Source organism: uncultured Clostridium sp. (genome assembly GCF_910588715.1).
GTDB lineage: Bacteria > Bacillota > Clostridia > Clostridiales > Clostridiaceae > Clostridium.
In genome coordinates, this window is the sequence record NZ_CAJURG010000002.1 from 296,759 (window position 1) to 310,044 (window position 13,286).

A 13,286-nucleotide genomic window follows, 5' to 3' on the forward strand; every position below is an offset into this window, starting at 1 on the left:
TTTAAATTTCTTTCTCTAACATATCTAATAACTCATTAAATCTATCAATAGTTGCTTCTAATGGCTTAGATGTAGTCATATCTACTCCTGCCTTCTTTAAAATTTCTATTGGATAATCACTTCCACCACTCTTTAAGAAACCAATATATTTTTCAACTGCATTAGGTTCTTTATTTAATATGCTCTTAGCAAAAGCTGATGCTGCTGCATATCCTGTTGCATATTGATATACATAAAAATCACTATAAAAATGTGGTATTCTTGACCATTCAACATCAATTTCAGAATCAACAACCATTTCTGGCCCAAAATATTTAACATTTAATTCATGCCATTTTAAGTTATAATCTTCTGCTGTTAATGGAATACCTTTTTCAAAACTTTCATGTGTATAAAGTTCAAACTCTGCAAACATTAATTGTCTAAATACAGTAGTTCTTATTTGCTCTAGCTCTTGATTAATTAAATATAGCTTTTTCTTTTTATCTGTTTCTTTATTTATTAAGTGATGAATTAATAATGCTTCATTAGTAGTTGAAGCAACTTCTGCACAAAATAGTGTATATCCTGCATAATAATAACTTTGTTCTTTTCTTGAATAGTAAGAGTGAATTGAATGACCCATCTCATGAACCAAAGTTGATACATCATTAAGTTCATAATTATAATTTAATAAAACATAAGGCTTTGTATCATATCCACCCCATGAATATGCTCCACCACGTTTTCCCTTATTAATATATTTATCTATCCAACCACCATTAATTCCTTCTTTAAATATATCTAAATATTCTTCTCCTAAAGGATTTAACCCTTCAAGTGACATTTTAATGGCATCATCAAATTCTACTCTCTCCTTAGTAATTTCAATTACAGGAACATATAAATCATACATGTGCATTTCATCAAGTCCTAATAATTTTTTCTTTAAACCTACATATCTATGAAGTGATGAAAGATTATCATCTATAGTTTTTATAGCATTAGTATATACTTCTAAAGGAATATCATTTGGTTTTAATGACGCTTCTAATGCACTTTTATAATTTCTTACTTTAGCACTAAAATTAAATACCTTTATTGAACTTGAAAGAGTTGTTGCTAATGTATTTTCAAAAGCTTTATATTCTTTAAATAATCCTTTGAATGCTTCTTTTCTAACTTCTCTATCCTTTGATTTAATAAATGAAGAATAATTTCCTTCGGTTAACTCTACTTCTTCTCCGTCTTCATCTTTAATATTTCCAAACTTCATATCTGCATTTGTCATAATATTATGAATAGATGATGGTGCATCTAAACAATCTGAAGCTGCTGCAAGAAGCTCCTCTTCTTTTTTATCTAATACATGAGGCTTTTCTTTCAAAATATTTTCTAATAAGAATTTATATGGCTCAAGTCCCTTCAACTCTTTCATTTCTTTTTCTACTTTTCCATCAGGAAGAGATAAAATTTCTGGTACAACATAAGCTGTATAAGTAGCATATTCAGCCATATAAGCATCAATTTTATTCATCATTGCTTGATACTTTGTATTGCCTGTATCTTCATCACATCTTAAATGTGCATAAACATAAATTTTTTCTGCTTTTCTTGATACTTTTTCATTTACCTCAAAATATTTTATCAAGCTTTCGCCATCACCAAGTTTTCCTTCAAATTCTTTAAGCTTTGGTGCCTCTTCTTGCAATTCCTTATATTCCTTTTCCCAAACTTCATCATTAGGGTATATTTCATTAATGCTCCATTTATCTTGATCTTGTATTTCCTCTCTTTTCTTTAAAACCTTACTTTCCATAGCCCACCTTCAGCCTAACCTTTTAGGCATCTCCTTTCTTTTTTATTGATATTCCTCTTCTTTTCCTTTAATGTCATTAAAGGCTTTTTCCATAGCTTCTTCTATTAACTCTATAGAAAGAGATAACTTTTCTTCAATGTATTCATGGTCATCTTTATATTTAAAGTTAATTAAAAATGTTGGATTATATTCGTCATCAACTTCTTCAATTTGAAATCCCTCATTTTCAAATAACTCCATATCAAATACATCATATATTGCTGAGTATTCCCATTCTTCAACATCTTTATTTGTATCAAACTTTATATAAACATTATCTCCTTTAACATAAAACCCTTTTATATGTTCTGCACCTTCTGAAACCTTATAACTTCCAAGTTCCTTTGACACAAACCCTGTTTCATTGTCTCTTTCCATTAATATTAAGCTTGAGTAATCCATTAATAATCTTCTCCTTTTTATCTTGTCTTTAATATGTATTTTTCTTTATCCATTAAATTAAAATCTTAAATTTAACTTATGGATTTAATTTAAAATAATGTTTTATTTTAATTATATTGTTAGTATTTCAAATATACAATATTTTCTTTACTTATTTACATATTATGGTAATATATAATTATAATTAAACTTATATGCTTATTATTTTGTATGGAGGTTAAAATTATGAATACTATTTCTTCTGTAAAAAAACAAAATTTAATTAAAATAAATAATAAAAAAAAGAAAATTCAAAGAAATAGAAAAATCATTACAATGTGTATTCTATTGTTAACATTATTTATTATAGGAACCTCCATAAAAAATATGTATATATCATCTAAATCTTCTAATCTCATTTATTCAGTTGATTATTATTTTACTCACTGGAAAGATAAATCCCTAAGATTAATAGAAGTTGAATCTATGTCTGTAATATCACATATTGATAATAAAATAGAAATTGAAGCATTTGGATTATCTTATGAAAAGCCATATAAGAAAACATATTTAATAGGAACATTTAGCCAAGACAATAAAGGCCGTTGGAAAATGGAATCGGTTAAATTAAAAAAAGAAAATTCCGATATTAAAAATGAAGATACCGTTATATCACCATAATAAAAAATATTCGCATCACTTTAATAGATGCGAATATTTTTATTAAGATTCTAATAAGTTATCAAAACTTCTACTAATACTCCAAGTATGATAATTATTTCCTTCCTTTGAGTGATTTTCTATAAAGTCTTCTAACTCAACTTCCACTTCATTAAATTCATCTAATTCTAAATTTACAGTATCATCTTCATTAAATTGAATTTTAGTAATTTCACCTTGTTCTATTTCTTGACTACCATAATAAAAAATTACACCTAGTTCTATTAATGTATCAAAGCTTTCCTTTAATTCCTCAACCTTATCCTTTGTCATTTTTCTACTCCTATAATTATTATTTTTAATAATATTATACTAAAATATAACAAAAGTGAAGTAGATTTATTTTTCTACTTCACCCTTATTTTATGCTAATTTAGATTTGTTATCATTTTTATTAGTACCACTATATTCCTCTAATTCTACAAGAGATTTTCTTTCAATATTTATTTGATACCATAAACAGAACATAAATACTGTCCAAACCTTTCTAGAATTATCTTTTTTACCTTGAATATGTTCATCTAATAAGTGGATTACATATTCTTTATTTATTAATTTATCAACATTTGCATCATTTATAACTTTTCTAACATATCTACCTAAATCATTTTTTAACCATACTCTTATAGGAGTTGGAAAACCTAACTTTTTCTTTTCCTTCATATAAGGTGGTACTATATCCTTAAATGCTTCTCTTAATAAAACTTTTGTATTATCCTTACTTACTTTTTGAGATAACGTTAAACCTTCAGCACACTTTAAAACTTCCTTATCTAAAAATGGTACTCTAAGTTCTAAAGAATGTGCCATAGACATTTTATCAGCCTTTAACAAAATATCTCCTTCAAGCCAAGTATTTATATCTATATACTGCATTTTTGTAACATCATCATAATTATTTTTATCACATTCTTTATATAAATCAGATAAAATATTGCTACATGTATTACCTTCATCATAATTATATACTATATTCTTTACTTCTTCATTCGTAAATATCTTAGCATTACCTATATATCTATCTTTTAACTTAGTAGTTCCTCTTAATAAGTAGCTTTTCCCCTTTATATCTGGAAGAGCTTTAGCTATCTTATTAACCCCTTTTTTAATTCCTTCTGGCAAAGATGAGAGTGGTTTAAGACTATAGTATTCTTTATAGATATTATATCCACCAAAAAGTTCATCAGAACCTTCTCCAGATAAAACTACCTTAACATGCTTTCTAGCTTCTTCTGATAATAAATAAATCCCAACACAAGACGGGTCTGCTAATGGATCATCCATATAATAAGCAACCTTTGGAAGTGCCTTTATATAATCTTGTTCAGATACATTTACAGCTATATTTTCTACACCTAAATATTCCGCTGTTTTCTTTGCAACACTTAATTCATTATATCCATCTACATCAAATCCAATAGAAAATGATTTTATTTTAGGATTAATTTTTGCTGCTAATGCAGTAACTATAGTAGAATCTATTCCCCCTGAAAGGAAAGTTCCAACTTCAACATTAGCTATCATATGATGCTTTACAGAATCATTTATAACATCATAAACATTTTGTTCTGTTACATTTTTACTATCAAACTTAACATTATGATATTTTTTAAATTCTATTTCACCATTTTTTATTACGAAATATGTTCCATTTGGAACTTCTCTAATTTCATTAATAATTGTATTGTAATTAGGTGTATATTGAAATGATAAATAATTTTGTAACGCATCTTCAGATAAGTTTACTTTATTCATTAATGGTATTAATGCCTTATATTCAGATGAAAAGGCTATAAATTCATCATTATTTATGTAATATAAAGGTTTTATTCCAAAATGGTCTCTAGCCCCAAACACTATATTTTTTACTTCATCATATATAATAAATGCAAACATCCCTCTTAACTTATCTAAACATTTTTCCCCATAATTAATATATGATGTTAAAAGAACTTCTGTATCAGAATGAGTAGAAAACTCATTATTTTTCTTTAGCTCATCTCTTAATTCTTTATGATTGTATATCTCACCATTAAATATAATAGTTCTATCTTCTTTTTGAAATGGTTGATTACCACATTCTAAATCTATTATGCTTAATCTATTAAATCCAAATGCAACATTATCCCTTACAAAATATCCCGTATCATCTGGACCTCTATGAATTATCTTTTCTGTTAATTGACGTATAAGTAGTTCATCAGCTTCTTTATTTTTATAATATATAGATATATGACCACACATTTTATATTCCCCACTTTTTATAAAATTTTTAAATATTAAATTTAATTTATTTTTTACAATATTTAAATTATTGTTACAATATTTTTACATTTTTATTATACACAAAAAATTTTTTATGTATATAATATAAATTTAAATTTAAGTATTTTTAATTTAATATTAAGAATATATTAAGAAAATTATAACATAAATTTATTCTTGTATATAACTCATTAAATAACAACCAATTATTACAATTATTGTATATTATATTATATATTTATATAAAAATAAAGATAATTTTAAACATTTTTCCCTAAATTAACAATAAAACTTTTATGAAAACATTTTAACAAACTTATAAATAAAAAATATTAAATCTTAACAATTTTTTATATGGTTTTATTTCTTCTTAAACTTGTTAAAACATTAATTTACATGTTATTATATTTATAGTAAAATTATCCATATTTTAAGGAGGAAAATTAAATGTTTATTTATAATAATCAGAAAGAAAAAAATGAAAATGCAAAAGAATTACCAGATTTAGCTTTAGAAAAATTATTAAAAACAAGAACAATAATTATCTCTGGTGAAATTAATCAAGCCTTAGCTGAAAGAGTTTCTGCTCAACTTTTAATTCTTGAAGAAATAAGCAATGAACCAATTAAAATCTTTTTAAATAGCCAAGGTGGTCATGTAGAAGCTGGAGATACAATTCATGATATGATTAAATTTGTTAAACCTAGAGTCATAATGATAGGAACAGGATGGGTTGCAAGTGCTGGAATAACTATATATCTAGCTGCTGATAAAGAAAATAGATATTCATTGCCTAATACTAGATACATGATTCATCAACCTTTAGGTGGATTTAATGGTCAAGCTACAGATATAGGCATTGAAGCTAAAGAAATATTAAGAGTTCGTAAAAGAATAAATACAATTATAAGTGAAGCTACAGGACAACCTATAGAAAAAGTTAATAAAGATACAGATAGAAATTATTGGTTAAATTCAAATGAAGCCTTAGAATATGGAATAGTTAATAAAATAATATCAAGCCATTCAGAACTAGAATAGTCATAATAAAAAATAAGAAGCTATATCATCTTAATTATCTTAAAAATGTTTTATTCAATATGATATAGCTTCCTTTATTATTTATAATTATTATGGATAATATATTAAATATTATTTTTATATTGTATCTTATTTTACATATATTAATCTTTAAAAGAAAATCATTTTTATTGAAAAAATAATTAATGTTATTCCCCCTAAAAAATCAGCGTACTTAGATATAAATTCTATCTTTTTTATATATTTGCATAAATAAAATGCACATATACATAATATAAAAGTTATGAAACCAACTATAGAACAATCTCTTATCATCATAAAAAAGTTGCTTATGTAATTAAACCCTGTAAATCCTACAACAAAGGCATCTATACTAACCGATATTCCTAATATTAATACCATGCTTTTTTTTAATAATAATGTTTGTTTTTCTTCCTTTTCTTCTAATCCTTCCTTTATCATAAGTATTCCTACAATAGCAATGGCCAATCCTCCAACAATATTAGGGATTGTTGTTATATATTTTTCAAATAAATGCCCACCTATTCCACCTAATAAAAAAAACAAAAACTGAAATATTGAAAAAGACATAATAAAAGCTACTTTATTATATCTTTTAACTTTTGGATTAACGCCAATACTAATAGCAACTCCAACAGCATCCATAGCTAAAGCAATTCCAACTATAATTATATCTCTTATATTCATACTCCACTCCATATTAAATTATTTGTATAATTTTATTATTAATTTCATAAACCTATGATTCATATTGTAAATTTTATTTTTATATCTTTTATTTAGTACCATTTTGTTGTATAGTATATATTGTATTTAATTGTAATAGAAATAGTATATCACATTATTATGTGTTTTTAGTAATTAATGTATATTTTTTATTTTATAAATTTTAGTTAATTTTAAAGGAGAGTATTTTAATGGCAAATTGTATCATAGCACAATCTGGAGGTCCAACAGCAGTTATAAATTCAAGTGTTGTTGGATTAGTTGAAGCAAATAATAATCTAAAAGTTTTTGATAAAGTCTTTGCAGGTCTAAATGGAATTGAAGGAATTTTAAATGGCAATATAATAGAACTTTCATCATTTTCCAAAGAAGATATAAATAACTTCAGATACACACCTTCATCTGGCTTAGGTTCTTGTAGATATAAAATGAAAAAACTTGAAGAGTCAACTGAAGAATATGATAAACTACTTGAAATATTAAAGGCTAATGATATAAAAGCTTTCTTTTATGTTGGTGGTAATGATTCTATGGATACTACTGCTAAGTTAAGTGCTTATGCAAAAGAAACTGGAATAGATGTTAAGTTTATAGGTATCCCGAAAACTATAGATAATGATTTAATGTATACTGACCATACACCTGGTTTTGGTAGTGCAGCTAAATTTATTGCAACAAGTGTACTTGAAACTTATCTTGACTCATCTGTGTACATAAACAATGGAATATTTATTTTAGAAACTATGGGACGTGATACTGGTTGGTTAGCAGCTTCTGCTTCACTTGCTAAATTAAACGGAAAACAAGTTGCAGATTTTATTTATTTACCTGAAACTGCTTTTGATATAGATAAATTCTTATTTGATGTTAAAAATAAATTTGAAGAGCAAAATCAAGTTTATATAGTGGTGTCTGAAGGAATAAGAAGTGCTGATGGAAAGTTTGTTGCTGAAGCCAATGCCCAAGCCCATGATAAATTTGGCCATGCTCAATTAGGTGGTGTTGGTGTTTATTTAAAGAATTTAATAATAGCTTCTGGCATAACAAATAGAGTTAAGTCTTTAGAACTTGGAGTTCTTCAAAGATGTGCTATGCACTGTGCTTCTAATATAGACTTAGAAGAAGCTTATGAGGTTGGATATGAAGCGTTAAAACAAGCTAGCCTTGGTAATTGTGGATATATGATAGGTATAAAAAGAGAAAATAACTCTCCTTACAAATCTTCTTACTTCTTAATAGAAGCTAATAAGGTTGCAAATAATGTTAAATACTTTCCAACTGAATGGATAAATGAATCTGGAAATAATGTAAATGAACATGCTTTAGAATATTTATCTCCACTTGTTTCAGAAATTCCATCGATAATTTCAACTTCACCAATGCCAAGCTTTAAAGTATTTAATAAATAATTAAAATAATTGCGTACTAAATTATAAAATATCTAGTACGCAATTTATTTATTTACTATATCTTCTACAAATATACTCTATTGTATCTAAAAATATATTCGCTTCCTTTTTGCTATTATAAACCCCCAAACTTACTCTAACTAATCCTGGAGTTCCACACTCACTCATATATTTTTGAAGGTCATCATCCTTTATACCAAGCACTCTTCTTGTATATGGATGTGAACAAAATCCTCCTTGTCTAACCCCTATTGCCCTTATATTAGAAAGATACTCTCCAACTTTTTCATAACTCATACCTTCAATATTAAATACTAAAATCCCTAATCTATCACTTATATTTTCATTATCTCCATATAAAATTACTTTTTCAAAACTCTTTAACTCTTTAATTAAATATGCAATTAATTCTCTTTCATTATTTTCAATTGTTTCAAATCCTATTTTGTCCATCTGTTTAAGTGATTCAGCTATTGATATAGCTCCAAAAAGGTTTGGAGTTCCTGCCTCATTTCTCTCTGGGGTATCTAGCAATAATTGACGATCATCAAGTACTATTTGAACTGTTCCACCACCTAATGAGGATGGCTCCTTTTCATTAAATACTTCTCTTAAACCAATAATTACTCCACTTCCAAATGGAGCATATACCTTATGACCAGAAAAAACTAAAAAATCTATATTTTCATTAACATCTTCTTGAGTCATAGAAATTTTTTTATGTGGTATTAATTGGGCACCATCAACAATTATTTTAGCTCCATATTTATGAGCTACCTTTGCTACTCTTTTTATATCATTTACATAACCAGTAACATTAGATGCACCTGTTATAGTAACATATTTAACTCTTTCCTTATATTTATCTAATAAACATTCTATTTCTTCTATTTTAACTCTACCATTTTTATCTACTTCAGCATACTTTAAGTCGCACTTATTCCTCCATGGTAAATCATTTGAATGATGCTCCATTCTAGTTGTAATTACTATATCATCTTTATTATCAATTAAAATATTAGATAACTTATTTAATCCATCAGTAGTATTTCCAACAAATATTGCTGTATATATATCTTCTGGTGCATTAAAATATTCTAATATATATTCTCTAGACTCTTCATATAAATCACTGCATAATTGAGATTTTTGTCCATCACCCCTTGCAATTGATCCATAATATTCACTAGTTTCTAATACCTTTTTCATAACTCTTTTAAAAGGTGGAGTGGTAGCTGCATTATCGAAATTTATAGGAACTAGTCTTCCTTTTCCATCTACATTAACCTTTTTATCCAACCCTATTAATAGTTTTCTTAAATCATCTATATTTTCTTTATGCATAATAATAACCATTGCAAAAAATCTATTACTATAAGATTTTACTATACTTTATAGATTTATCGCAAAACTTCACCCCCTCCACTATAATATATTCCCTTGATTTATCTATTGTGATTATCTAAACGATTATATTATCTAAGTGTAATATACATATAATTATCCTCATATTCTTTAAAGTAACATATGTATTTAAAATACATATATTATTAATAAATTATTATTTGGAGGTTAACAATGAATTCCAAAAAAGATAATACTGAAAACCATAATAATGATGATTTAAATTTTATACCTTTAGATATTGATTCATCTTTAGCACCTAATAGTACAAAATTTCCATTGCAATTTGATATAGAAGGAATTTCTATAACTAAAACTCTAGGAACTATATCATTAGGTTTTCCAAATTTAAATATTAATCCAACTCCAATGCCTTTAAATGAAAATCCAATAGTTGAATTAGCTCCACTTACACCTTACCCTAAAAATATACCAACTATTGATTCAGCTACATCTTTAAATCAAAGCAATGAAGCTACTAATATAAATGTTAAATCTAATACATCAGTAGAATATCAATCTGAAGTAGATGATAGTATTCTTTATTCATATAATGAACCAAAAGTTAATGAAAGATATATAGATGATTCTGTTAATATCATAGATATTTTAAGAAATTTCGATATTTCACTAGACTTTTCACCATCTGAATCTAGAAAAAATAATTGTACAGAAGATGAGGTTAATAAAATACTTTCTTTAATAGAAAAAGATAACCCAGGAATATTAGCTACAATGAAAGCATACAGGATTCCTTATCCCATTACTAAGTTATTAATAAAAAAAATAATAAAAATATCCCTTGATAATTGCAAAAGGTAGGTGAATTAAGTGGAACAATTTTCAAAATCACTTCCTCGAATTGAAACTAGTGTAAGAATTCTTCATGCAGTACCTAATGCCCCAAATGTTGATATTTACTTAAATGGCTCACTTATAGCAAGTAATTTAGCCTTTGGAAAGATATCCGAATACATGCAAATATCACCTGGAGAATATGAATTTCAATTATATCCAACTGGTACTTATGATAAACCATTATTAAGTCAAAATATTCAACTTATATCTAACTCTAACTATACAGTTTCAATAGTTACACTAGCTAATAATCTATTTTTATTTAGATTAAAAGATGATAATGTTCCTTCAAGTAAATCCCAATCACTTTTGAGATTTATTAATTTATCTTCAAATGCCCCTTTACTTAGCTTAGCGCTACCTAATGGAGTTACTTTATTTAATGAAGCTGAATATTTAGAAACTACAGGATATTATCAATTATCTCCAGGAATATATAATTTTGAAATACTTTTAGGTTCTTCTCAAATAACTACAAAATACATTAATAACATTACTTTAGATGGTGGTAAATTCTATACTATATATATTATTGGATTATTTAAAGATAAACCACCACTTGGCTATCTATTTGTAGATGATGCCATATAGAAAAAGGAGCTGTTGAAAAACATCTCCTTTTTTTAATTTGATATAGATTTCCTATAATAGTATAATTATAAAGAAAACTTCGTCTAAATGGAGGAAAATTATGATTATATTAAGTTGTAAAGATATATGTAAAAGTTATGGTATACGTGATGTACTTAAAGATATTACTTTTTCAATAAACGAAGGTGATAAAGTTGGAATTATTGGTGCTAATGGTGAAGGAAAATCAACCCTTTTTAAAATAATAGCTAAAGAAATATCACAAGATTCTGGTGAAATATTTATAGATAAAAATAAAACTTTAGGTTATCTATCACAAAACTTATCACTAGATTCGGACAAGAATATATATGAAGAAACTCTTTCAGTATTTGAAGAAATTTTAAATATCGAAGAAAGACTTTCTTCTTTAGAAATAAAAATGAATGAACCTTATGATGAAAATAATGCTTCATATCATGATAAGCTAATAAAAGATTATACTACTCTTCAAGATTTATATTCTCATAAAGGTGGTTATGTTTATAAAGGTGAAATATCTAGAGTACTAAAAGGGCTTGGATTTACAGAAGAAGATTTTTATAAACCTATCTCTACCTTAAGTGGTGGACAAAAAACAAGAGTTTCACTATGTAAATTATTATTAAGAAAGCCTGATATTATTCTTTTAGATGAGCCTACTAACCATTTAGATTTAGAAGCAATAAGTTGGCTTGAAGATTACATGAAAAGCTATAAAGGAACTGTTTTAATTATATCTCATGATAGATTCTTCTTAGACTCTGTAACTAATAATACTTTTGAAGTTATAAATGGTAAAATTGAATGTTATAATGTTCCTTATTCTAAATTTATAGACCTTAGAAAAAAGAATTATGAAGCTAAACTTAAAGCTTATAACCTTCAACAAGCAGAAATCAAAAGACAAGAAGCAATTATTGAAAAGTTTCGTTCTTTTAATCGTGAAAAAAGTATTCGTGCTGCTGAAAGTAGAGAAAAAGCCTTAGATAAAATGAAAAAAATCGAAGCTCCTACACATGAAAAAGAAGGCTCTAAAATTAAATTTGAAGCTTCTATAAAAAGTGGATATGACGTTTTACATATAGAAAATATGGCAAAATCTTATGGTGAAAAAACACTATTTATTAACTTAAATATAGATTTAAAACGTGGTGAAAAAGTTGCCTTAATTGGTGAAAATGGTAGAGGTAAAACTACTCTTTTTAAAATAATAATGGATAAGGTTTCAGCTGATAAAGGCATTAAAGTTTTAGGAACTAATGTTAATGTTGGATATTATGATCAAGAGCAATCCGATTTAAATTTAGATAAAACTATATTAGACGAAGTATGGGACGTGTTCCCTGATTTACCAACATCAAAACTTAGAAGCTATCTTGCTTCTTTCCTATTTACTGGCGATGATGTATTTAAAATTATAAATACATTAAGCGGTGGGGAAAAGTGTAGAATTAATTTATTAAAACTTATGCTTTCAAAATCTAATTTACTTTTATTAGACGAACCTACTAATCACCTTGATATTATATCTAGAGAAGCACTTGAAGATGCTATCTTAGAATATGATGGAACATTAATGGTTATATCTCATGATAGATACTTCTTAAATAAAGTAATTGGTCGTATACTTGAACTTAAGGAAGATGGTGTTTCTGAATATCTTGGAAATTATAGTTATTATAAAGAAAAAAAGCTAAACCCAACACGCTTTGAAAGCTATGAAGAATTAGCTAATGGTAAAACTAAAACTCAAATTAAAGATGAAAAAAAGAAAAAAAGAGAAGCAGAAAAAGAAGCAAAAGCTATGCAGCTTAAAATTAAAACTATTGAAAAAACAATTTCAGAAAAAGAAGATGAACTTACTTCCCTTCAAGAACAACTTTGTTTAGAGTCTGTATACTCTAATCCAAGTGAAAGTCAAAGAGTTAACAACGAAATAAAAAATATAGAAAATGAAATTGCTAATCTATATGATGAGTGGGAAAACTTGGTTTAAAAAAATAAAAAGTCGG

12 protein-coding genes are annotated in these 13,286 nt (G+C 26.3%); 6 read left to right on the forward strand and 6 right to left on the reverse strand.

Features of this window, described 5'->3' with window-relative positions; translation table 11 throughout:
* Position 1: 1 nt before the first annotated feature.
* On the reverse strand, positions 2 to 1,798 hold the full coding sequence (gene pepF, locus QZ321_RS06165; RefSeq protein ID WP_291746980.1) for an oligoendopeptidase F: 1,797 nt from the start codon (positions 1,796 to 1,798) through the stop codon (positions 2 to 4).
* 42 nt (positions 1,799 to 1,840) lie between these two features.
* Positions 1,841 to 2,239 carry a DUF6762 family protein gene (locus QZ321_RS06170; RefSeq protein WP_291746983.1) on the reverse strand — a complete coding sequence of 133 codons (399 nt, stop codon included), beginning with the start codon at positions 2,237 to 2,239 and terminating at the stop codon, positions 1,841 to 1,843.
* A gap of 225 nt (positions 2,240 to 2,464) precedes the next feature.
* Between QZ321_RS06170 and QZ321_RS06175 the strand changes: the two genes are divergently transcribed.
* Positions 2,465 to 2,899: a hypothetical protein gene (locus QZ321_RS06175; RefSeq protein WP_291746986.1), complete on the forward strand. Its 435-nt coding sequence runs from the start codon at positions 2,465 to 2,467 to the stop codon at positions 2,897 to 2,899.
* Between the two features lie 42 nt (positions 2,900 to 2,941).
* Here QZ321_RS06175 and QZ321_RS06180 read toward each other — a convergent pair whose 3' ends face one another.
* On the reverse strand, positions 2,942 to 3,211 hold the full coding sequence (locus QZ321_RS06180; protein ID WP_291746990.1) for a hypothetical protein: 270 nt from the start codon (positions 3,209 to 3,211) through the stop codon (positions 2,942 to 2,944).
* 90 nt (positions 3,212 to 3,301) lie between these two features.
* Positions 3,302 to 5,182 (reverse strand): asparagine synthase (glutamine-hydrolyzing), encoded by a 1,881-nt coding sequence (gene asnB, locus QZ321_RS06185; protein ID WP_291746993.1) that lies wholly within the window; start codon positions 5,180 to 5,182, stop codon positions 3,302 to 3,304.
* Positions 5,183 to 5,650: 468 nt separating this feature from the next.
* Here asnB and QZ321_RS06190 point away from each other — a divergent pair, with 468 nt between their 5' ends.
* Entirely contained in the window at positions 5,651 to 6,244 is a 594-nt protein-coding gene (locus QZ321_RS06190) for an ATP-dependent Clp protease proteolytic subunit (protein WP_291746995.1), read from the forward strand.
* A 150-nt stretch (positions 6,245 to 6,394) separates the two neighbouring features.
* Here QZ321_RS06190 and QZ321_RS06195 read toward each other — a convergent pair whose 3' ends face one another.
* Positions 6,395 to 6,952: a manganese efflux pump gene (locus tag QZ321_RS06195; RefSeq protein ID WP_291746997.1), complete on the reverse strand. Its 558-nt coding sequence runs from the start codon at positions 6,950 to 6,952 to the stop codon at positions 6,395 to 6,397.
* A 230-nt stretch (positions 6,953 to 7,182) separates the two neighbouring features.
* On the opposite strand from QZ321_RS06195, the gene QZ321_RS06200 reads away from it, so the two are divergent.
* Positions 7,183 to 8,400 carry a 6-phosphofructokinase gene (locus tag QZ321_RS06200; protein ID WP_291747001.1) on the forward strand — a complete coding sequence of 406 codons (1,218 nt, stop codon included), beginning with the start codon at positions 7,183 to 7,185 and terminating at the stop codon, positions 8,398 to 8,400.
* Between the two features lie 48 nt (positions 8,401 to 8,448).
* Here QZ321_RS06200 and QZ321_RS06205 read toward each other — a convergent pair whose 3' ends face one another.
* Positions 8,449 to 9,744: an aminotransferase class V-fold PLP-dependent enzyme gene (locus tag QZ321_RS06205; protein WP_291747005.1), complete on the reverse strand. Its 1,296-nt coding sequence runs from the start codon at positions 9,742 to 9,744 to the stop codon at positions 8,449 to 8,451.
* 234 nt (positions 9,745 to 9,978) lie between these two features.
* Here QZ321_RS06205 and QZ321_RS06210 point away from each other — a divergent pair, with 234 nt between their 5' ends.
* The 3 genes from QZ321_RS06210 to QZ321_RS06220 all read left to right on the forward strand — a co-directional run bounded on the left by QZ321_RS06210 (position 9,979) and on the right by QZ321_RS06220 (position 13,270).
* On the forward strand, positions 9,979 to 10,626 hold the full coding sequence (locus QZ321_RS06210; protein WP_291747007.1) for a hypothetical protein: 648 nt from the start codon (positions 9,979 to 9,981) through the stop codon (positions 10,624 to 10,626).
* Between the two features lie 9 nt (positions 10,627 to 10,635).
* A complete protein-coding gene (locus QZ321_RS06215; protein ID WP_291747010.1) occupies positions 10,636 to 11,253 on the forward strand; it encodes a DUF4397 domain-containing protein in 618 nt (205 codons plus the stop codon).
* Between the two features lie 100 nt (positions 11,254 to 11,353).
* Positions 11,354 to 13,270 (forward strand): ABC-F family ATP-binding cassette domain-containing protein, encoded by a 1,917-nt coding sequence (locus QZ321_RS06220; protein ID WP_291747013.1) that lies wholly within the window; start codon positions 11,354 to 11,356, stop codon positions 13,268 to 13,270.
* The last annotated feature ends 16 nt before the right edge of the window (positions 13,271 to 13,286 follow it).